At 41.1% G+C, this 23,552-nt stretch carries 18 protein-coding genes; 9 read left to right on the top strand and 9 right to left on the bottom strand.

Features of this window, described 5'->3' with window-relative positions:
• Positions 1-11: 11 nt before the first annotated feature.
• The 6 genes from Q0017_RS01125 to Q0017_RS01100 form a co-directional block, all read right to left on the bottom strand.
• The gene (locus Q0017_RS01125) at positions 12-815 is read right to left on the bottom strand and encodes a PilX N-terminal domain-containing pilus assembly protein (RefSeq protein ID WP_298141810.1); all 804 of its coding nucleotides are present in this window, start codon (positions 813-815) and stop codon (positions 12-14) included.
• Complete coding sequence (locus Q0017_RS01120; RefSeq protein WP_298141808.1) at positions 812-1,801, bottom strand: PilW family protein; 990 nt, start codon at positions 1,799-1,801, stop codon at positions 812-814. The genes Q0017_RS01125 and Q0017_RS01120 overlap by 4 nt, the downstream gene beginning before the upstream one ends.
• Positions 1,801-2,325 carry a type IV pilus modification protein PilV gene (pilV, locus tag Q0017_RS01115; protein ID WP_298141805.1) on the bottom strand — a complete coding sequence of 175 codons (525 nt, stop codon included), beginning with the start codon at positions 2,323-2,325 and terminating at the stop codon, positions 1,801-1,803. The genes Q0017_RS01120 and pilV overlap by 1 nt, the downstream gene beginning before the upstream one ends.
• A complete protein-coding gene (locus tag Q0017_RS01110) occupies positions 2,322-2,816 on the bottom strand; it encodes a GspH/FimT family pseudopilin (protein WP_298141803.1) in 495 nt (164 codons plus the stop codon). The genes pilV and Q0017_RS01110 overlap by 4 nt, the downstream gene beginning before the upstream one ends.
• Positions 2,817-3,233: 417 nt before the next feature.
• A complete protein-coding gene (locus Q0017_RS01105; RefSeq protein WP_298141801.1) occupies positions 3,234-5,306 on the bottom strand; it encodes an EAL domain-containing protein in 2,073 nt (690 codons plus the stop codon).
• Between the two features lie 290 nt (positions 5,307-5,596).
• The gene (locus Q0017_RS01100) at positions 5,597-7,789 is read right to left on the bottom strand and encodes a carboxy terminal-processing peptidase (RefSeq protein WP_298141799.1); all 2,193 of its coding nucleotides are present in this window, start codon (positions 7,787-7,789) and stop codon (positions 5,597-5,599) included.
• 177 nt (positions 7,790-7,966) lie between these two features.
• Here Q0017_RS01100 and nagZ point away from each other — a divergent pair, with 177 nt between their 5' ends.
• From nagZ to Q0017_RS01060, 8 genes are all read left to right on the top strand, one after another.
• The gene (gene nagZ / locus Q0017_RS01095; protein WP_298141797.1) at positions 7,967-8,983 is read left to right on the top strand and encodes a beta-N-acetylhexosaminidase; all 1,017 of its coding nucleotides are present in this window, start codon (positions 7,967-7,969) and stop codon (positions 8,981-8,983) included.
• A gap of 144 nt (positions 8,984-9,127) precedes the next feature.
• Positions 9,128-10,393, top strand: a complete 1,266-nt coding sequence (locus Q0017_RS01090; RefSeq protein WP_298141795.1) for a glutamate-5-semialdehyde dehydrogenase — start codon at positions 9,128-9,130, stop codon at positions 10,391-10,393.
• 59 nt (positions 10,394-10,452) lie between these two features.
• Positions 10,453-10,692 (top strand): hypothetical protein, encoded by a 240-nt coding sequence (locus Q0017_RS01085; protein ID WP_298141792.1) that lies wholly within the window; start codon positions 10,453-10,455, stop codon positions 10,690-10,692.
• Positions 10,689-10,844, top strand: coding sequence for a hypothetical protein (locus Q0017_RS01080; RefSeq protein WP_298141789.1), 156 nt, complete (start codon positions 10,689-10,691; stop codon positions 10,842-10,844). Before Q0017_RS01085 ends, Q0017_RS01080 begins: the two co-directional genes overlap by 4 nt.
• Before the next feature lie 268 nt (positions 10,845-11,112).
• A complete protein-coding gene (locus Q0017_RS01075; protein ID WP_298141786.1) occupies positions 11,113-12,321 on the top strand; it encodes an acetate/propionate family kinase in 1,209 nt (402 codons plus the stop codon).
• 45 nt (positions 12,322-12,366) lie between these two features.
• Complete coding sequence (pta, locus tag Q0017_RS01070) at positions 12,367-14,508, top strand: phosphate acetyltransferase (RefSeq protein WP_298141783.1); 2,142 nt, start codon at positions 12,367-12,369, stop codon at positions 14,506-14,508.
• Between the two features lie 729 nt (positions 14,509-15,237).
• A complete protein-coding gene (locus Q0017_RS01065) occupies positions 15,238-16,764 on the top strand; it encodes a fumarate hydratase (protein WP_298141778.1) in 1,527 nt (508 codons plus the stop codon).
• 63 nt (positions 16,765-16,827) lie between these two features.
• Entirely contained in the window at positions 16,828-17,343 is a 516-nt protein-coding gene (locus Q0017_RS01060; RefSeq protein WP_298141775.1) for a DUF2059 domain-containing protein, read from the top strand.
• A 43-nt stretch (positions 17,344-17,386) separates the two neighbouring features.
• Here Q0017_RS01060 and clpX read toward each other — a convergent pair whose 3' ends face one another.
• From clpX to tig, 3 genes are all read right to left on the bottom strand, one after another.
• On the bottom strand, positions 17,387-18,694 hold the full coding sequence (clpX, locus tag Q0017_RS01055; RefSeq protein WP_298141772.1) for an ATP-dependent protease ATP-binding subunit ClpX: 1,308 nt from the start codon (positions 18,692-18,694) through the stop codon (positions 17,387-17,389).
• 29 nt (positions 18,695-18,723) lie between these two features.
• Positions 18,724-19,329, bottom strand: a complete 606-nt coding sequence (gene clpP, locus Q0017_RS01050; RefSeq protein ID WP_297423824.1) for an ATP-dependent Clp endopeptidase proteolytic subunit ClpP — start codon at positions 19,327-19,329, stop codon at positions 18,724-18,726.
• Positions 19,330-19,515: 186 nt separating this feature from the next.
• Positions 19,516-20,847: a trigger factor gene (tig, locus tag Q0017_RS01045; RefSeq protein ID WP_298141769.1), complete on the bottom strand. Its 1,332-nt coding sequence runs from the start codon at positions 20,845-20,847 to the stop codon at positions 19,516-19,518.
• 272 nt (positions 20,848-21,119) lie between these two features.
• Here tig and Q0017_RS01040 point away from each other — a divergent pair, with 272 nt between their 5' ends.
• Positions 21,120-23,420 (top strand): TonB-dependent receptor, encoded by a 2,301-nt coding sequence (locus Q0017_RS01040; RefSeq protein ID WP_298141766.1) that lies wholly within the window; start codon positions 21,120-21,122, stop codon positions 23,418-23,420.
• Positions 23,421-23,552: the final 132 nt, after the last annotated feature.

Below are 23,552 nucleotides of genomic sequence, written 5' to 3'. Positions count from 1 at the left end.
CCCCAACCCGATTAGCGCTTTGTCTCAGACAAACGCACAACATACTCTGCTAACTGTGTATTAAGCGGCACGCCCAATTGATTTAAACATTCGTGTACTGTTTCCACTTTCACTTGTGAAGGATTAATCGCAGGATCAGCACGATTTTTAAGTAAAGTGTCATCCATCATTCGCTCTTGTAAGCAGACTTTAATTTCATCCATACTCACACCTGAAGCCAAAGCGGGTGCAAATGATGTGACAATAACGCGTACACGCTTGGTTTCCACATTCACGTCTTTCAAGTCACTATTTTTAGTGGTTAAATCAAAACGTCCCATTTCCACAGTTGGGTCATCTGGACTCACCACTGCCACTTGTGTAACCACCGCTTTACGACTAATTGAGAACATGGTTTCAGGGTCACATACTGCATTAATATCACCGGATAAAGCCCCACTAACACCCTTGGCTTGAGCAATATTCAAACGCTCAATAATACGAAATTCTGATAAATCAAAAAACGAGCCTTTGCCTGCATTATTGCCCACTTGTGTAGGTTTAAAGCAAAACTGTAATTCTCGACCTTGGTTACCTGCCAATAAAACTTGGCCCACAGGGGTACTGGCTAAACTATTGGCCTCATTTGATTTAAAGTTTTTTTCAAAATGATCCAACGCCACGTCGGAAGTTTGCATTAACAAAGTTTGTACCTGCGCATTGGTGGCAAGTTTTAAGCTAAAAATACTTTGTTGAATGGCATACACCCCAATCACACTAATCAGCAGCAATAAAATCAACACCATAACAAGGGTGGCACCATGTTGTTTATTCATTGAATGACATCCCCCAAACCACCATTACGCAGTGCAATTGTGGTGCTATAAATTTGTCGCATAAACTTATCATCAGGTACAGCAAGGTTTTTATCTAAAACTTGATACTGACGTTGTGTTGAACTTGGTACTTTTTCAGATGAACGCACCAACCACGCTAAATTCACCCCAATAATCGCAGGTCGTGCAGTTTGATTTTCATTCAAAGCTAAAGCGTTATACGCTGCTACATCTAGTGTGCCTGTACGTTGATTTTGATGACGAACCATGAGTTGCACACGCATATATTCAACATGTCTGGCAATCAAATGTCCTTCACTTGAGCCATAATCGCCCATTAAAGTTTCGGTGTTTTCAATACTAAAAGAATCTTCTTGGTCATCAAGCAGACGTTGTGGTGTGCTTTCACCTTGAGCAATAAAGACGCTATCAGAACAGTATAAATCAGCGCTTTGATCAGCATTTTTCTTTACATAATACTTTTCAATCACATACCAACCTTTTTTAAGCTCAGTTAAGCTACGGTTGGGGCCGCGCACTTGCCGACCAGTACAGGTACGCATGTCCATAGGCGCTTGATACATCACCACCAATTGATCACTATTGAGCGACCCAAAAGCACTTGGCGTAGTTGCACTACCCGAAACGTAATTTTGCCCTTCAATTGCTGTCTCTTGTACCTTCAAGCCATGTAAATTGCCTTGTAGTGTTTTGGTCACATCAACATATTGGTCTGATAAAACAATCCCACCATATAGGCTTTGATCATTCATGGCACCCCCATTACCATGATTGGCCAAACGAATATTTTTAGTGACATTGTTTAAACCAAATACCCCACTGTCTTGCACGGTGGACGCGGCTTGCTGAATCTGATAATTCACCTGAGCACTTATAAATAATTGCACCGCAACCGCCACTAACAATAAACCAATCGTCAAAGACACCATCAGCTCAATCAGGGTAAAACCTTGTTGCTTAATCATTAGTATGCCTCCAACACTAAACAGTCTGGATCATTGGCATAACGACCTGCATCTAGTGCTACTGCATTGTCTGAACCATTATCATTTAAGCAACGATGCTCAACACTACGCGCTGCAATTACAGGCTGAGTTTCATTCCAAGCAGCAATTAGACATAAACGCTGTTGTTGCGCTGAGGTATTAGGACAAAAATCCACCCCTATTTGAATAGTTTTACTGTTGGCGACTTGCTGCTGTTGATACAAATCTAATTGTGCTTGTTGATCTACATTACAATCTTGTGTGGTCGCGCAACTTGGTAAAGCAGTGGGAATACTCACACGATAGTTGCCACTACTGTTCACCCGAATTTTTTCAGCCAAACCATTGAGTAAAATTAAGGCATCAGAGCGCTTTAAAGCTTCTTCTGTGGCCACAGTGGCACGAACTTGTAACGCCACAAAACCTAAAATGGCCACCGATAAAATCAACATGGCAACCAACACTTCAATTAAACCAACCCCTCGTTGCGCATGTAGATTCATGTACATGCTCCGGCTTGACTTACATCAACATGACCTGGCATATAAACCGTAATGGCATAAGAGCGCTCACCTGCACATAAGGTCAAGGTTTGTTGAGTGGTATAGCCTTGTGAACTAAATAAAAACTCAGTAGAACTGCCTGGCTTTACATAAACTTTTTCATCAAGCTGCAAAGCGTCAATTCTTTGTTGTTTTTGATTGTCATTGAATTGTGCATAACCCTTTAAGCTTTTACCGCACTCAGCTACAGACTCACCCATTTTTGCAATACATAATGCACGTTCACTGTTGGTTAATACCGACTGACTACGTAAATCTTGCAATGCCACTTTGACATCAATCGCCGCTTGTTTGAGTTTTTGATTTTCTAAAGCACTGGCTAACGATGGCGTCGCAATTAAGGTAATGATGGCTAAAATACTGAGCGTTACCATTAATTCAATCAGTGTAAAACCACGTATGTGCTGTGTTGTAAAAATCGCCTTGCTCAATGGTGCCTACCTCAAAGTGCTGCTGCTGGGAGAGAGTTTTTCAGCGCAAGATTATCACAACTCTGATAGTGGCAATACTCGCCATTTTTAAGAGATTGACGCACTGCTTCACATATTTAAAAAATATTGCTATCTGCATAAAATAAAATCATCCTATTTTGCCGATAAATGGTATAAGGAGGCAGATAAAAAACCCGATACAAACACTCTGATTTGTTTTAAATATTTGTTTTTATTTATTATAATCCAAACTAATTTAGTCAACTTTAATATATAAAATATCTAAAGATATAGCTTTAAACGATGCGTGCAAATATTGCTCAATTAGATTAAAAAGTTCAATCGGGCCGAAAAATAGATTGGCATAATTTGCCAATTTATCCCCAAAAAAATATTGTCAAGCAATTGTATAGGATTTTACGAGGGTAGTTTTGGCAATGACATCTGTTCTAATTCTTCAATTGGCATAGGCATACCAAACAAATAGCCTTGTAGCTGCTGTGAACCTAAACGTCTTAAAATATCGGCTTGCTCTTGCTGCTCAACCCCTTCTACAGTCACAATCAAGCCAAGTTTGATCACCAAGCGAATAATACTTTCTAAAATCATTTCTTCTTTGGAGTTTGCTTTTAGATCTAAAAGAAATGCACGATCAATTTTAAGCTCATTAACCGGCAACTTTTTTAAATACAAAAAGCTTGAATGACCTGTACCAAAGTCATCAATAGACAATTGAATGCCCATGCTACGCAACCTTTGGAAGGTTTCAATCGTTGTATCAATGTGATGCATGGCTGTGGTTTCAGTCACTTCAAGCATTAAATGTGCAGGATTGACAGGATATTTTTCAAAAAGCTGCTCTAAGGTGCTCAATAAGTTCTTATGCTCAAATTGAACAGCTGATAAATTCACTGCAATAGGGAAATACTGACGTCCTGCTTGTTCCCAAATTTGAATTTGCTTGAGTGCTTCTTCAATGACCCAATAGCCCATTTGAATGATTAAACCTGTTTGTTCAGCACCACGGATAAACAAATTCGGACCAAGTAAACCCAATTGTGGATGTTGCCAACGAATTAAAGCCTCAACCCCACACACTTGATAGTCGCTGCAGGTAAATTTAGGCTGATAAAATAAGATAAACTGGTGTTCTTCAACCGCTTTATACAATTCATTGACCAAGCGACTTTGGCTTTTAATTTCTTCTGATTGTACGCAATAATTGTAAATAGAATAGGTATTACGCCCTTGAAATTTAGAGGTCAGCATTGCAGCATCGGCGTTCATGAGTAGATCTTGTAGGTTTTGTCCATGTTCAGGATACATGGCAATCCCCATACTGGCAGAAATATGAACCTCTTTCCAAGCAATTAAGAAACGCTCTTGGATGGTTAATAAAATTTGCTCAGCCAAATCAATGGTATGTTCTAAGGTGGCACGTTCTACAATCAGTAAAAACTCATCTCCACCAATACGCAGTAATTTTTCATTGGGTGAGAGTTTGCGGTGAATACGTGCTGTCATCTGAACTAAGAGCTGATCTCCTACATGATGCCCAAAACCATCATTCACAGTCTTAAACTGATCAAGATCAATATAAATAAAGGCAAGCTTATGATGATGATATTGGTGATGACTAAACAAAGTATCGGCATATTCAGTTAAAAAAGAACGATTTGGCAACTTGGTTAAGCTATCTTTTAAAGCTTGACTGACCAATTCTTGATTCAGTTTAAACAGTTGTCGGCTACGCTCTTCTAAACGCTGATCCATGATCGCCACCACAAAAGCAGCCATTAAAATCAAGCTGGTGACAAAGATGACACTAAACAATAAAATGCCTTCTTCTGAGGCGACCACTCCTTCAAATAAGGCATGATCACCAAGATCCCATCGCACGGCTGCCATGCCGGTATAATGCATACCAATAATGGACAATGCCATCATCAAAGCAATTGCAGCTTTAAACAGCAATTTACGCTTAACATTATGTTTGTATTTAAATGACAGCCAAAAGGTTAAACCTGTTCCACTCACTGCAATAAAAATGGAACATAACACCAATAACACGTTGTAACGCGGTTTATAACCTTCAACGATTAACCCCATCATACCGGTATAGTGCATACCTGTAATGGCCAATCCCATGAGGAATGAACCCAATACTAAACGTACTAGAGATAAGCTTGGGCGATTGTTTAACCAAATTGCAAAAGTCGAGGCAACAAAGGCAATAAAGTAAGACAAAATGGTGAGTGGATAATCAAAAGAATAAGGCGCAGGAAAATCGCAGGCGAGCATACCCATAAAGTGCATACACCAAATTGCAGCACCTAAGGTTGCTCCGCTTCCGAGCAAAACAATTTTTTCTAACTCTTTGCGTAAGCCTTTAAATAATAGTTGTTGGATCGAGACGGCAAAATAACAAACGACTAATGCTACAGCCACTGATCCTGCAACCAGACTCAGCTCATAATGGAGATGTACCATCATTGACTTCCATAAGCTTGATTCGTCTAGTCTGCAGTAAAATGCTGCACAAAAAATTTTCCCCAAATGTAGTCAATACTACAAACTTTTTGTTAGACGAATAAGTGTGACTAGAATCTAACACTTCAACGGTGAGGTCAAGTAGCAGCCAACTTGTTATATTCAGGTAATTGTGGTTTTTAAAAGGATATTTTGAGTAATCTATCACAACTATTTAACAAAATTAAAAAAAGTCGACTAAAGTCGACTTTTTAAAAATACATAAATACCACAAATTGGTAATTGATTGTTTATTTTTTCTTCAAACCAACATAGTCTAACAATACATGCGCCGACTCAATCACAAATGCCTCTTCTTCAGGCAGTGCTGGACGTTGGGCTGCCTTCATTTTGGCACGTTGTTCCGATAAGGCATCAATAGACGCTTGATAAGTTTCCCAGTTGGCATACGGTTTTTGACCTGTGGCAACACGGCGGGCATTTTCAGCCGCCAAGGTTTTTTGCTCAAGTTCCAATAATTCAGCACGGCGTTGGTCTAAATCAAGCACGACACTTTTTTTCTCTTCAGCTTTTTTAACCAAGGCTTTACGTTGCTCTAAATACTTAAACTGTGGATCTAGGCTGACGCGTACTTGTGAACTTTTTGCTAGCTGTGCCACATATGGGCGCACCGACCCTTCACGTTTAAACGGTGCTGTACTAATGGTGTCCCATTCAAGTGCATTTTTAGCTTTACGTTCGCCAAATTCTTCACTGTAAATATCCACCAATTGAATATCTGGAATCACGCCTTTATTTTGGGTACTGCCACCGGTAATGCGATAGAACTTACGCTGTGTAAGTGTTGCTTGACCATAAGCTAAGCTATCAAGCTGCACTTGTGCTGTGCCTTTACCTGTGGTTGGGCTACCAATCACAATTCCACGCTCATAATCTTGAATGGCTGCTGAATAAATCTCGCTGGCAGATGCCGAAGCTAAGTTAATCATCACCGCCAAAGGTCCAGCATAGGTTTGGGCACCACCATCGTTGTCTTCAAACACACTGACATTGCCATTACCATCACGAATTTGCACCACAGGTCCAGATTGAACCACTTGACCCAACATACGTGCTACTTCTTCTAATGAACCACCCGGATTATTACGTAAGTCCACAATAATACCGTCAACCTTTTGTGCCGCTAAGGCTTTTAATGCATTGTTAGTATCTTCTGAAACCGAACGATATTGATCACCGGCACGGCGCGCACGATAGTTTAAATAAAACGATGGAATCTCAATCACCCCTAAGGTGTGTTGCTTGCCATCGCGGCTAATGTTCACGGTACGACTACGCACACCGGCATCTTCTTCTTGAATTACATCACGGCTTAGCGTCACCACACGCGCTTGACTTAACGATGCACCCGGACCAAGTAAACGTAAATGGACTTTGGTACCACGTTTACCACGAATTAAGCCCACCACTTCTTTACTTGGCCAGCCAATCACATCCACGATTTTCTCGCCATCTTGACCCACACCAATAATACGATCACCCGATTTGACCTGACCTGATTTGCTGGCAGGACCACCCTCAACAATGGTTTCAATCTTGGTGTAATCTTCGTTGCTACGATCAGGGCGAATGGAGACCCCAATACCTTCTAATTGCAATGAACTTTGACGATTAAGTTCAATCGCATCAAGTGGTGGGAAATAACTACTATGTGGATCATAGCTTAAGGTCATGGCATTTAAGGCTTTGTCTAGCACATCATCGCTTTTTAGACGGCTAATCCGCTCTAACTGACGGGTATAACGCTTGGTTAAGGTCTGCTCAGGCGTTAAATCTTCAGGGCCTGATAAATCTTGCCCATTGGCTAAACTTGGATTCTCTTTTAAGGCTTTTTGTTTGGCCTGTTCTTCTTCACGGTTTAAGGTGAGATTAATTAATTGCGACACCAACATTTTGCGCCAATACGTTTGTTGCTCTGCTTTGGTTTTAAAGAACGGGGCTTTTTCACGGTCAGTATCAATAAAAACATTCTTTTGCTTTAAGTTTTGCGGTTTTTTCAGCTCATCAAGCATAAACTGATAAAACTCAGTTAAACGCTCACGATACAGCGCATGAATGGCATAAGGTGCTGTTAAATCACCTGCCTTTAATGCCATGCCTAAAGTTGCGCCATATTGTTTTTGGTATTTTTCAACTTCTGAGCTTAAAAACAAAGAATGGTCGGCATCTAAACTATCAATATAAAAATCTAAGATACGTTTTGACATTTGGCTGTCTAAACGCTGATTTAAATAATGTTGACGATCCACCAAGGTTGCCAATTGACGCGTCACTAAGGCTTGTTCTTGAGTCGGCTGAATTTGACCTGCGGCCTGAGCGACCGTGGTTGCGTCATTGGCTGCAATTGCTTCACTCACCACATGAGTAAAGAAGAATCCACCCGTTGCAACAGCAACGGCACACGCGATGGTTTGAAGTTTCATAATGTCTAAATTTTTCCTTCTATTGAATCTGGCAAGACCGCAGTGAACTACAACTCATGCTACTTTGTTCAATCTGTGTTTATCGTGTAGTTTTATCATAATGTCTGCTGACAAACTGTAGCAAATCATTGCACAATGCAGCTCTCTTTCCTTGAAAATTCTAACACGGACATCGCTATGATCGGCGCTTTGATGCTTGATATTGCAGGCACCACTTTAAATCTAGAAGATATTCAACTGTTACAACACCCACAGGTGGGTGGCGTGATTTTATTTGGTCGTAATATTCAATCACCCGCTCAAGTTCGTGCCTTAACCGATCATATGCGTCAAATTCGTGCCGATATTTTAATTGCGGTCGATCAAGAAGGCGGTCGTGTCCAACGCCTAAGACAAGGCTTTACTTTGTTGCCTGCCATGGGGCGTTTTGGTGAACTCTACCAAAGCGAACCTGAGCGTGCCTTGAGCCTTTGTGAAGAATGTGGATGGCTCATGGCTACTGAAGTTTTAGCCGTGGGGATTGATTTTAGCTTTGCCCCAGTTTTGGATATTAATGATATTAGTGATGTGATTGGGGATCGTGGTTTTGCCAAAAATCCACAAGCTATTATTGCCCTTGCTCAAGCCTTTTTAAGTGGTATGCAGCGTGCAGGTATGGCAAGCACAGGCAAACATTTTCCCGGTCATGGCTCAGTTAAAGCCGATTCACATGTGGCAGCAGCGATTGATCTGCGTAGTTTAGCCGAGATTAAAGCACACGATATGCAGACCTTTGTGCAGTTAAAAGACCAACTTGATGCTTTAATGCCAGCCCATGTGATTTATCCACAAGTTGATCCAAATCCGGCCGGTTTTTCTGAATTTTGGTTACAACGCATTTTACGTGAACAACTGCAATTTGATGGTGTGCTGTTCTCAGATGATTTAAGCATGCAAGCAGCTTGCGTGGCAGGTGGTGCCGATGCCCGTATTTTAGCGGCACTAAAAGCCGGCTGTGATATGGGTTTGGTGTGTAATGATCGTGCAGCGCAATTACTGGCTTTAGATGCCATTCAAGATTTACCATTGCCCAATCAAGCACGTTTAGAGCGTATGCGTGGCAACATTCCAAGCCTTGAGATTGGTGAAGAACTTAATTTAGGTGAAACGTGGCGTGAAGTACGCGATCGCATCAGTGCATTTAAACAATCATAAGCCAAGCTTTAAACCTGAGCATAGCATGACTATGCTTGGGTTTAATTTAACTGAATGTGTTGCAATAATTTTTTAAGAAACACTTCAATCTCAATCGCTAGACCTGCTACTATCAAAGCGTATTTTTTAACTGATCAAACCGCTATGCAAGATTCTATTGAACATTATATGCAAACGGTAGGACAACAAGCACGCCAAGCATCACGCATGTTAGCGAGTGCGTCTACCCAAAGCAAAAACGCTGCGTTATCCGCAATTTACACGGCGCTTCAAAATGACCAAGCTGCCATTTTAGCAGCCAACCAAATTGACATGACCAAAGCGCGTAACAATAACTTAGATAGTGCTTTACTTGATCGTTTAGAACTTACCCCCGCACGCTTTGATGGCATGTTGCAGGGTTTAAAAGATGTCATTGGCTTAAAAGACCCAATTGGTGAAATCACCGATTTAGCCTATCGTCCATCCGGTATTCAGCTCGGTAAAATGCGCGTACCTTTAGGCGTGGTGGGCATGATTTATGAATCACGTCCTAACGTGACTTTAGAAGCAGCTTCATTGGCGTTAAAATCAAGTAATGCGATTATTTTACGTGGTGGTTCAGAAGCACTTGAATCTAATCAAGCGATTGCCAAAGCCGTGCAACATGGTTTAAAAGCTGCCGGTTTACCTGAGCATGCCGTGCAAGTGATTAATACCACCGACCGTGCTGCGGTGGGTCAATTAATCACCATGAACGAATATGTGGATGTGATTGTACCGCGTGGGGGTAAAGGCTTAATTGAACGTATTACCAATGATGCCCGTATTCCAGTCATTAAACATTTAGATGGCAACTGCCATGTTTTTGTTGAAGCACAAGCCGATTTACAAAAAGCATTACCAATTGCCTTAAATGCCAAAACGCATCGTTATGGCGTATGTAATGCCATGGAAACTTTGTTGGTAGATACCAAAGTAGCTGACGTTTTTTTACCAAGCGTGGCTGAACTGTATGCCCAAAAGCAAGTTGAACTCCGTGGCTGTGCCCAAACGCGTCGCATTTTAGGTGACAGCGTTGTTGCTGCCACAGAAGAAGATTGGTACGAAGAATACCTAGGTCCAATTTTGGCCGTTAAAGTGGTTTCAGGTGTTGATGAAGCGATTGATCACATTAATCAATATGGTTCACATCACACCGATTCAATTATCACTGAAAACTTTAGCACTGCACGTCAATTCTTAGCGCGTGTCGATTCAAGCTCGGTGATGATTAATGCCTCAACGCGTTTTGCCGATGGTTTTGAATATGGCTTAGGTGCTGAAATTGGCATTTCAACCGATAAAATTCATGCCCGTGGTCCTGTCGGTTTAGAGGGTTTAACCTCACAAAAATGGGTGGTGTTTGGCGACGGTCAAATTCGCCAATAAGCCTTAAAAAGAGCCTGCTGTATGCAGGCTTTTTTATGCCTTAAACCGAGGAGATGCTTATGTTTTACAGTTTGGTATTGGTCACTTTTGCTTTGGCACTTGGTTTGTCTTATCTCGTTATGCGTCTGTTTTCGCCATCTATTTACGCGATCTTGGCACGAATTATTCAAGAACCTATTCATGCTGCTTGGGGCAAATACACCTTTTTTGCAGGCTTAGTGGTGGGTACATCCTCAGGCATTCGTATTTATGATATGGAAGCCCCATACATTACGATCGCCAAAGCGAGCAACCCATGATTATTCAACTGACTCAAGAACGTTGGGTACTCGAAATTTACCGTACAGTGGTGGAAACTTTACAAGGTTTAGCATGGATGATGTTGGTGTTTTTTATGGTCGCGTTGTTGGCTTATGTACTGATTAAACGCAATGAGGCGACTCAAAAATAAATTTTTAGTTGGTTTTTGCTTAAAAATAAAACAAATTATAACAATTAAGTCGCTTCACATTTTTTAAAAAAATGGAAAGCTTTAACTAATAAATAATAATTATGATTAGCCAAGGCGTCGATCATCCTTAAGTCTAATCACCTAAAGTCTATCTATGAGTATAAAAACAGCCGTGATACAAATACTCACACGATCAAGAAAGCAGCATTTTTTTGATCATTGGGATGACAACAAGCTAATACTAAAATCGCCAGTCAAGGAATACGCCATGTCCAACGTTCTTATTATCAATTGCGGATCTTCTTCAATTAAATTTGCCTTATTATTAAAAGAGCAAAATTTCCGAATCCATGGCCTTGCTGAAAATTTAGGTACACCTGAAGCACGTATTAAAGGCGTGACCTTAGGCAACCAACCTGTTGACATTAAAATCCCAAATGCAGATCACAAAGAAGCATTAGAAGTGGGTTTATCGCGTCTTGCTAATCACAAACCAGATGCAATTGGTCACCGTATTGTACACGGTGGCACACTTACGCAAGCTGAACTGATCACCGATGATATTGTAAACGTGATTCGTCAAGCAACGCCGCTTGCACCTTTACATAACCCTGCACATTTGGTGGGTATTGAAGCCACTCAACGCTTATTCCCAGATTTGCCACAAGTCGCTGTATTTGATACTGCTTTCCATCAAACCATGCCGGCTCATGCCTATCGCTATGCTGTGCCAAAATTTTTATACACCGAACATAACGTGCGTCGTTATGGTTTCCACGGTACTAGCCATGCTTATGTTTCTGAACGTGGTTCGGAACTTGCAGGCAGCTTTAAACAAGGTGGTTGGTTAACAGCGCACTTAGGTAACGGTAGCTCAACCTGTGCTATTTGGAATGGTGAATCTGTAGATACTTCAATGGGCTTAACGCCACTTGAAGGTTTGGTAATGGGTACGCGTAGTGGCGATGTAGATCCAAGCTTACACCGTTTCTTAGAAGCCAACCTAGGTTGGGATATCTACAAAATTGACAAAATGCTCAACAGCCAATCAGGTTTACTGGGTTTATCAAACTTATCCAATGACATGCGTACTTTGATTGAAGCTTCAGAACAAGGCAATGAAGATGCAACTTTAGCCATTGAAGTATTCTGCTACCGTTTAGCAAAATCTTTAGCTGCTTTAAGCTGTGGTTTACCACGTTTAGACGGTTTATTCTTCACAGGTGGTATTGGCGAAAACTCGGCGTATATCCGTGAAAAAACTTTAGGCTACTTACCACATTTTGGCTTTAACTTAAGCGTTGATGCCAACAACAACTTAAAACGTGGTACTGAAGGCCGTATTGATGCCGGTACAGGCCCACAAATTTGGGTCGTTCCAACCGATGAAGAAGGTCGCATTGCCCAAGAAACTGAAAATGTTGTGAATGGAATCTACACAACAAAAAAGACTGAACAAGATGCAGTAGTGGCTTAAGCCCTACTGTGTCTCGTCACAACCGCAAAGATTGATGATATAACTATGAAAACAATTCTTCTTGTTCCAACCGCTGAAGGTGTAGGTCTTACCTCAGCCTGCTTAGGTTTAGTTTATGCTTTAGAGTGCCAAGGCATTAAAGCTGGTTTTTTAAAAGCCTTTTCTCAAGATGTTACTGCGCAAAATGACAGTAGCACAGCACTTTATCGCCATATTAGCCAAAACCAAACTGTAGAACCCATTGCTTATGCGACCCTCACTTCACGTTTAGCATTGGGTCAAAGCGATGAATTACTGGAAGATGCGGTGAGCTTACATCGTGAAATTGCTAAAAAACACGACATCATTATTGCTGAAGGTTTAGTGCCAAATGGCCGTGATGCTTTTGCGGCACAATTTAATGCGCAATTGGCACAAGCCCTAGATGCCAAAGTGGTGATTGTGTCTAATGCCGATTTAAATCAAGCCAAAGCGACAGCTGAGCAAGTACAAAGCCAACTACGTCATTACGCACTTGAACGTGCTGCAGGCGTATTGTTTATGCGTACCAAAGGTTTAAGTGATGCACAGATTCCTGTGACCTTAGACGCAAGCTTACGTTTAGTCAATGAAACAGCGCAATTTACCCAAGCTTTGCAAAAGACCCATACCCACATAGGTGGTAAAAATCTACCAATTATTGGTTTAGTACCATTTAGTAATACTTTAAGCGTGCCACGTTTATCTGACCTTGCCCAACATATTCAAGCCACATGGCTTAACGCAGGTGAAAACCAACGTCGCGTCTTACATAGCAGTTTAGTGGGTGGCAACATTGGCAATGAACTCAATAAATTTGTGGCAGGTGAATTGATCGTAACAGCGGCTGACCGTGTGGATGTATTATTGGCAAGCCAATTGAGCAATCAAAATGGTACACCACTTGCAGGTATTGTGTTAACAGAACAACAAGCACCAAGCAGCGAGGTCTTAAACTTCTGTCAAAGCCATAAATCAGGTTTACCTATTTTGCATACTGGCTTAACGGCCTATGACACGCTGCAAAAGATTCAGAATTTCTGTAATGAAATTCCACAAGATGACACCACGCGCGCTGAACAAGTCACGCATTTTGTCGGCAGCCATTTAGATCCAGAGTGGATCAATCAATTGGTCAGCAATACGCATAAGCCGCGTTTGTCTCCTTCTGCGTTCCGTCATGAATTGGTACAAAAATCAATTCATGCCAAAAAACGTATTGTACTGCCTGAAGGTGATGAGCCACGTACCATTGAAGCGGCTGCTATTTGTCAATCACGCGGCATTGCCCAATGTGTGTTATTGGCAAAACCTGAACATGTTGCTGAAGTGGCCAAAGCGCGTGGCGTCGAATTACCTGCAGGCTTAGAAATCATTGATCCAGATAGTATTCGTGCAGATTACATCGAGCCAATGGTGGCATTACGTAAAGGCAAATTAGATGCTATTCAGGCCAATGAACAATTACAAGATACCGTGGTGTTAGGCACCATGATGCTTGCACTTGATCATGTCGATGGTTTGGTCTCAGGTGCAGTACATACCACAGCCAATACCGTACGCCCTGCATTCCAGCTGATTAAAACTGCGCCTGAGTATTCACTTGTGTCGTCAGTGTTCTTTATGCTGTTGCCTGATGAAGTGTATGTGTATGGTGACTGTGCGATTAACCCTGCACCAAATGCTGAACAACTGGCTGAAATTGCCATTCAATCGGCTGATTCTGCTAAAGCTTTTGGCATTGAGCCACGTATTGCCATGATTTCATATTCAACCGGTACCTCAGGTGCAGGTGCAGATGTTGAAAAAGTAGCAGAAGCAACACGTATTGCCCAACAACGTCGTCCTGATTTACTCATTGATGGTCCATTGCAATATGATGCAGCATCGGTTGAAAGCGTAGGTCGTTCTAAAGCACCAAATTCAGACGTTGCAGGTCGTGCCAATGTATTTATCTTCCCTGATTTAAATACAGGGAATACCACCTATAAAGCAGTGCAACGCTCAGCCAATGTGGTGAGTGTTGGTCCAATGTTACAAGGTTTAAATAAACCTGTGAATGACTTATCACGTGGTGCTTTGGTGGATGATATTGTGTTTACTATTGCCTTAACTGCGATTCAAGCTGAACAACAAGCAGCGCCGGTTGAAGCATTAGCTGCTGTTTAATCAACATATTTTCTGCATACAACCATCCTATATATGTATAGGGTGGTTTTTTTATTTAATACGTGGGTGGAATGCAATCCGCTAAAGGTGCACAGGGCTGAACGGGAATCGGTGGGGGTTGTGGCGAGGGTGGCGGTTGTTGAGCATACAACGAAACCGTACATAGCAACATTGATATAACAAACAAAAAATTGCGCATCACATCACCTCATCAAGCGAGTTTGCTTAAGATCAGCATAGCGTAAAATGTGGAGAATATAAAAACAAAGGCGATAAAAGAAAATAATTTTTATTATAAAAAAAAGAAGATAAAGCGGGGGCTTAATCTTCTTTTTGACCGTACATCCAAGTTGCAGCGATATAAACACTAAAACCAACAACCATAAGCGCACTAGTAATCATCGAGAATTCAACCATTGATTTGATGGCGCTATTATCTGAAAGTTTTATGACAGTTATATGACAATCAAAAATTAGGGCTTAAAAATAATTCATGATTAAAAACAAAAACTTATTAAAAATCTGATTATTTTTTTGAAGTTTTATGACAAAAACGTGACTTAAATATGACAAAAGACCATACTTTTTAGTTTAAATTTTCATCAATTTTGAGTTTTTAAATCCTGTCATTAAACTTTCGCCCAAAGCCTTGCCAAAATACCCACAGCTTGAAGTTTTTGTCTTATAATTTAGTCCGCTAGCTAACAGCCCGCTCAAGAGATATTTGATATGACAACTATTATCAAGCAAGATGACTTGATCACATCGGTTAAAGATGCGCTTCAGTTTATTTCTTACTATCATCCACAAGACTTCATTCAAGCGATGAGCCGTGCGTATGACCGCGAAGAAAACAAAGCTGCTAAAGATGCAATTGCACAAATCTTAATTAACTCTCGTATGTGTGCAGAAGGCCACCGCCCAATCTGCCAAGATACTGGTATCGTCAACGTATTCGTTGAAGTGGGCATGGACGTTAAATTTGATTTAACCATGAGCCTAGACGATGCAATTAACGAAGGTGTACGTCAAGGTTACCTAGAGAACTCAAACGTATTACGTGCCTCTGTACTTGCTGACCCTGCATTTGGTCGTAAAAATACCAAAGATAACACCCCTGCTGTGATCTACCACAAACTTGTTCCGGGTAACAAAGTCGATATCACTGTAGCAGCAAAAGGTGGTGGTTCAGAAAACAAATCTAAACTTGCCATGCTGAATCCATCTGACTCAATCGTGGATTGGGTATTAAAAACTGTACCAACTATGGGTGCAGGCTGGTGTCCACCAGGTATGTTGGGTATTGGTATTGGTGGTACTGCTGAAAAAGCCATGATGCTTGCTAAAGAAGCATTGATGGAAGAGATCAACATGGACGAGTTACTTCGTCGTGGTCCACAAAGTAAAATGGAAGAGCTTCGTATTGAAATCTTCGAAAAAGTCAACGCGCTTGGTATTGGTGCTCAAGGTCTTGGTGGTTTAACCACAGTTCTTGATATTAAAATCAAAGACTACCCATGTCACGCTGCGGGCAAACCAGTCGGTATGATTCCAAACTGTGCTGCAACGCGTCATGCACACTTCACGCTTGATGGTTCAGGTGTTGCAAATATCATTGCACCAAAACTTGAAGACTATCCTGAAGTGACTTGGGATTCTTCAACATCTAAGCGTGTTGATTTAGACAATATTACCCAAGAAGAAATGAACGCTTGGCAACCAGGCGATACATTATTGCTTAACGGTACCATCTATACAGGTCGTGACGCGGCTCACAAACGTATGGTGGATATGTTAAACAACGGTGAAGAACTTCCTGTAGATCTTAAAGGTAAGTTCATTTACTACGTAGGCCCTGTTGATCCAGTCGGTGACGAAGTTGTAGGTCCTGCAGGCCCAACCACTGCAACACGTATGGATAAATTCACGCGTCAAGTATTAGAAGCGACTGGTCTTTACGGTATGATTGGTAAAGCTGAACGTGGTCCTTCTGCAATCGAAGCAATTAAAGACACGCAAACAACCTATTTAATGGCTGTTGGTGGCGCTGCATACTTAGTATCAAAAGCCATCCGTGAAGCTGAAGTGGTTGCCTTTGCTGATTTAGGTATGGAAGCGATCTACAAGTTTGTTGTAAAAGACATGCCTGTATCTGTGGCGGTTGACGTAAATGGTACATCTGTACACGCAACTGCACCAAAAATTTGGCAAGCTAAAATTGGTAAGATTCCAGTAGTTGATGCTGCTGCGCAATAATTTGCCAAAATAATCAAAAGCACCCTATAGTGAGGGTGCTTTTTTTATTTAAGTCTAATTCACATGAAAAAAATTATTCTAATCTCTACCCTACTGTTGAGCAGTCATTTCACTTTTGCAGCATCTGCAACACCACAACAAGTTGAAAAACTATTTACAGTAACACAAGTAGAATCTTTAACATCACAAACCTTGCGACAGCTTAAACCTCAGTTACAACAACAAGCAGAGATTGCTATCCAATATCGTTTGCAAAAATCACAGCTTAATCCACAAGAACAAGCTGTAGCTCGCCAACTTGCTGAACAAATGTATCAAACCAGCCTTCACAGTATGTCATGGTCAACTTTAAAACCGTTGTATATTCAAGCTTATCAAGACACCTTTAGCACTCAAGAAATTCAAGCCCAAATTAAGTTTTATGAAAGTGAAGTTGGACAATCTATTTTAAATAAAAGTCCCGCATTGGCATTGCGTATGAGTCAAATCACCAATCAGCGTTTAGCTGAATTACTCAAGCAAGCTGGACAAGATTTTGCCCCAATTGAACAACAACTAAAGCAACTTGAGAAAAAATAGCCAAAAAAAACGTGCCAAATGGCACGTTTTTTTCACTGTTGAATTAAGCCGTTTTATTGACCAATTTAAGATCAGTTTTTGCTTCTTCAACAATATCTGCTTTGGCTTGACGCTCTGCTTTAAATTCAGGTTTAGCACCTTCATTAATTACAGCCGCCGTCACCACAACTGTACCTACACCGTCTTGGCTTGGTAAGTCGTACATGGTTTCAAGTAGTACGTTTTCTAAAATAGAACGTAAACCACGAGCACCTGTATTACGCTCTAAGGCTTTTTTGGCCACTGCACGTAACGCATCTTCATCAAAGACTAAATCGACATCTTCCATCTCGAATAAATATTCGTATTGACGGGTCAAGGCATTTTTAGGCTCAGTCAAAATTTGCAATAAAGCATCTAAATCTAATTCATCTAAGGTTGCAATGACTGGCAAACGACCAATGAACTCTGGAATAAGACCAAATTTCACTAAGTCAGTTGCTTCAACTTGACGGAACAAATCAGACAGCTTTTTGGTTTCATCTTTTTTACGCACTTCTGCAGTAAAGCCAATGCCACCTTTTTCTTGACGCTGCTGTACAATTTTCTCAAGACCTGAGAACGCACCACCACAAATAAATAAGATGTTTGAGGTATCTACCTGAATAAACTCTTGTTGTGGATGTTTACGCCCACCTTGTGGTGGAATTGAAGCCACTGTACCTTCAATCATTTTTAACAGGGCTTGCTGTACGCCCTCACCAGACACATCACGAGTGATAGAAGGATTTTCTGATTTACGGGTAATTTTGTCGATTTCATCGATGTAGATAATGCCTTTTTCAGCTTTTTCTACATCATAATCGGCTTTTTGTAACAGCTTTTGCACGATGTTTTCAACATCTTCACCCACATAACCAGCTTCGGTTAAGGTGGTGGCATCTGCCATTGCAAAGGGTACATCCAGTAAACGCGCTAAGGTTTGTGCCAGCAAGGTTTTACCTGAACCAGTCGGTCCTACAAGCAAGATATTACTTTTGGCAATTTCTACCCCATCTTGACGTTTTTGACCGTTATGGGTCACTTTTAAACGCTTGTAATGGTTGTATACCGCAACAGATAAAGTTTTCTTGGCTACATCTTGCCCAATCACATATTGATCAAGCGCCGCACGAATTTCATGTGGTTTTGGTAACGGTTTTGCCGCCCAATCCCCAGCATCCACTTGTTGGCTGGTTTGTACGAGGTCTAAGCATACGTCGACACATTCATTACAGATGTATGCGTCCTCGCCTGCAATCAGTTTCCCGACTTCAGACTGCGTTTTACCGCAAAATGAACAATGCTTTTGTCCTTGAGGATGTTCGGACATATTCACTCCAATATCTAAAAGGGAAAAACTTAAGGACGTTTAGATAATACTGCGTCCACTAAGCCGTATTCTTTCGCTTGCTCAGCTGTCATAAAGTTATCACGATCGGTGTCGCGTGCAACTTTTTCATAGTCTTGACCGCTGTGTTCCGCCATTAAGCGGTTTAAGCGTTCTTTAATAAATAAAATTTCACGGGCATGAATTTCAATATCAGATGCTTGACCACGGAAACCACCCAATGGTTGATGAATCATCACACGGGCATTTTCTAAGCAATAACGCTTACCCTTCGCACCTGCATTGAGTAAAAATGCACCCATAGATGCAGCTTGACCCATACAATAGGTGACCACATCAGGCTTGATAAATTGCATGGTGTCGTAAATTGCCATACCTGCAGTCACTGAACCGCCCGGAGAGTTGATATATAAATGAATATCTTTGTCTGGGTTTTCAGCTTCTAAAAACAACATTTGCGCCACAATTAAGTTCGCCATATTGTCTTCAACTTCACCGGTCATAAAAATGACACGCTCACGTAATAAACGTGAATAAATATCAAAAGAACGTTCACCACGCGATGACTGTTCTACCACCATTGGGACTAAGGCGTTATCAATAGTTGGAACGTACATAAGTTTAATTATTCCTAAAATTTTTTGTGACTGCACTCATAGTCACAATATGAGGGATAATTCATTAAATTGCAAAAGATTCACAAATAAATCATTGCGGTTTTTTGCATAAGTTTTGTGAAGAACACAAAGCCTCGAAATATAAAAAAAAAGGCGCTATCAGCGCCTTTTTTCTTGATCTAGCAATTAGCCTTGTTGACGAGCTTGCTGCTCTTTTAACAAGTCTTCATAGCTTACAGTTGTTTCAGTCACTTGAGCCGCAGCTAAAATGTAATCTACAACTTGATCTTCTAAAACAACAGCTTCGATTTGCGCGCGTTGTTGTTTGTCGTTGTTGAAGTATTCAATCACTTCAGTTGGATCTTCGTAAGAAGATGCCATGTCAGCGATATACGCTTCTACACGAGCAGGATCAACTTCAATTTTCGCATCAGCCAATACTTTGCTGACTAATACGCCAAGTTTCACTGATTTTTCAGCTTGCTCTTTGAAAAGGTCATCCGGAAGCATGCTTGAATCAAATGCTTTCGCGCCTTGAGCACCAAACTGTTGTGTGAACTGTTGGATCATTTGTTGACGTTGACGCTCGATTTCTTGCGTTAACATTGCTTCTGGAACTTCGATTTCGTTAGCTGCAACAAGTGCATCAAAAGTTGCACCTTTCACTTGGTTACGAAGACCGTTTGTTACTTCGCGTTCCATGTTTTTACGCACGTCAGCTTTAAGTTTTTCAACGCCTTCTTCTTCAGATACGCCAAATACTTTTAAGAATTCAGCATCAATTTCTGGAAGCTTTTGTTTTTCAACTTGCTTTAAAGTAATTTTGAACTGTGCAGTTTTACCTGCAAGGTTTGCAGCTTGGTAGTCTTCAGGGAAAGTAACATCAATTACTTTCTCTTCGCCTTTCTTCATACCAACGATGCCGTCTTCGAAGCCCGGGATCATACGACCTGAACCTAAAACTAGTTTGAAGTCTTCAGAAGAACCGCCTTCAAATTTTTCGCCGTCGATTGAACCTTCAAAGTCAAACGTCACTTGCATGTCTTTTTTCGCCATGCCTTTAGTGTCTGCCCAACCTGCGCGTTGCTTTTGTAGGTTTTCGATCATTTGATCAACGTCTTTGTCGTTTACAGTTGTCGCTTTACGCTCAACCGCTAAACCTTCGAACTTCACCTCAACTTCTGGGTAAACTTCAACTGTTGCTTCGTATACAAGCGCGTCGTCTTTCATTTCAGTTTTTTCAATGTTTGGCATACCAACAGCATTGATTTTTTCTTGCTGAATCGCTTCAAACACGGTGTCACGGATAATGTCGTTTACGACTTCTTGGTAGATACCCGCGCCATATTCACGACGTACAACGTTTACAGGCACTTTACCTTGACGGAAGCCGTTGATCTTTACAGTTTTGGCAGTGCGTTTCAAGCGAGCTTCAAATTGCTCGTTAATACGGCTCGTCGGTACAGATACATTTAAACGACGGGCAACGCCCGAAACCGCTTCAGAAGTTACTTGCATGGCTTCCTCGATATTTTAGTGAAAGGTTTAAAAAAAGTGCCATATTATATGACAACAATTCAATATATACAAAACCACATTTTTCAGGGGTAATTTTTCTTTTTTATTGGGGTAATTTATCTATATTCAAGTCAACGCTGTTATTTAATCTTGATATTTTTGTGTATTATTTATTGCAAATGATAATTATTATTAATAGTATTAGCACCAATATTTGATACCACGTACTCAAAACTATTCTAATACAGCCATAAATACGGAAATTGAGAGCTATGCATCCCTTCAGATTACGCCCGCTAAGTCTTGCGCTTTTGACCATCAGCACATCTGTGTTTGTGCATGCTTCACCCACCCAACTTGACACCATCGTGGTGTCTGCTGCCGGTTATGAACAAAAAATTACCGATGCCCCTGCTAGTATTTCAGTCATCACCCAAGAGCAGCTGACCAAAAAGCCATACATGACTTTATTAGATGCGGTACGCGAATTAGAAGGGGTTGATATTGGGGAAACCAATGACAAAACCGGTCAAGGCTCAATTTCAATGCGTGGTATGGGCAGTGACTACACCTTAATTTTGGTAGATGGCAAACGCCAAAATAACCACGGCGATATTTATCCCAACAGTTTTAGCGGTAATCAGTTTAACCATATTCCACCACTTGATGCCATTGAACGGATTGAAGTGATTCGTGGGCCTGCCTCAACGCTTTATGGTGCCGATGCCATGGGTGGTGTGATTAATATTATTACCAAAAAAGTCACTGACACATGGACAGGCTCGGTGACCCATAGCCGTACTTTTGAAGAAAATGATGCATTTGGTGAAGATCAAACCATCGACTTTAATGTGATGGGACCTTTAATTAAGGATAAATTAGGCTTAACTGTACGTGGTAGCCTGTATGAACGTGATGAATCCAATCCAAGTTATGCCCCTGTAACTGATCCTAGTGGTGTCGTGCATACACGTGGCTTAGGTTTTGGCGGTGGTGGACGTACCGTAAACAATGACAATATGTCTTATGGTGCACGTTTGTCATGGAACATTAACCCCAATCAAAGCCTATGGGCTGATATAGATCGCTCGCGCCAAGAATATGACAACGACCAAGCACAATTGGGAACCTTAGATAGTATTGACAGCATTTGGCGTCAAAAATGTAGTCTTGATAAACCTTGTGATCGTGCCGATCCACGCGTAGGTTATCAAGCCGAACAACGCTTCACACGTGACACATGGTCTTTAACTCATGAAGGTGATTGGGATATTGGCAAAAGCTTTGTGTCTTTAGCCCATGTTAAAACCAATAATCATGGTCGTACCCTGCCGTTTACTGTAGCAGAACGTCAGCATTTATTAGACATGCTCAATGCCACCAATGATTATGCAGGTTTAAGCGAAGAACAACGTAAAACCATTGCAGCCGCGACATTCCTGCCGCGTCCTGAACGCACCTTACAAAGTGAGCAATACACCCTAGATGCCAACATTAAACTACCTTTTCAATGGGCAGGTGAACACAATGTCATTTTAGGTACACAAGTGATTCAAGGTGAACTCACCGATGGTGTATTTGGGATGGAATCAGGAAAACCAACACAATCACAAGAGCATAATATGTGGTCTTTATTTGCCGAAGACACTTGGCAAATCACGCAGCCATTTGCCTTAACCACAGGCTTACGCTATGACAATCACGAAATCTTTGGTGATCAACTCAGTCCGCGCTTATATGGCGTTTATGACATCAATGATGCCTTAACCATTAAAGGTGGTGTGAGTACCGGCTATAAAACACCTAAAACCACGCAACTGTATGAAGGAGTTGTCGGTTTTGGTGGACAAGGCACTACACCAAACTTTGGTAACCCCGATTTAAAACCTGAAACCAGTATCAGTTCAGAATTAGCAGCCTACTGGCAGCATCCAGCCGGTCATCATTTGAATGCCACGATTTTCCATAATATTTTTGAAGATAAAATTAGCTCGCAACCGTGTGGTGGTACATCAGGTCTAGTCTGTGCCAATACAGGTGAATACGCAGAGCTTGGTTATTCTTCAGCCAACCGCACCACCAATATTGATGAAGTCATTATTCAAGGGGTTGAGGTTGCCGGCAAGTGGCAAATGCTTGATCAAGTGTCTTTACGTGCCAACTATACTTATACTGACAGCGAGCAAAAAAGTGGCGTGAATAAGGGCCGTCCTTATGGTAATGCAGCCAAGCACATGGCCAATGCCACTTTAGATTGGATTGCCAATGATGCTGTCAATTTATTCTTAACCACAGAATATCGTGGTGATCGTTTCCGTCAAATGGATACCACCACCAATCAAGCCTTATATTATAAAAATGCAACCGTGCTGCATTTAGGAGGTTCATATAAAATCAATGATACTTTTACCCTGAATGCACGGGTAAATAACCTATTGGATGAAGACTTTACCAGCTACAGCACCACCTTTAAGCCCAATAACGATGGCAGCTATACACCAAGCTATCTTGATGACTATAACAACAAAGAAAAATCACGCAGTTATTGGTTAAGTTTAAATACCAAATTCTAAAACTTAAATAAAAAACCTAGCCCTCAACTTAGAGGGCTAGATACAAATATTGCAAATCATTTCAAAGGATTGTTAAGTATAAAATAGATAAAATTCAGATTCATAACTCAAAAAAATCACTCACGATCGTTT

Source organism: uncultured Acinetobacter sp., assembly GCF_947624825.1.
Taxonomy (GTDB): Bacteria; Pseudomonadota; Gammaproteobacteria; order Pseudomonadales; family Moraxellaceae; genus Acinetobacter.
This window is presented reverse-complemented; position numbering and strand designations above follow the sequence as displayed.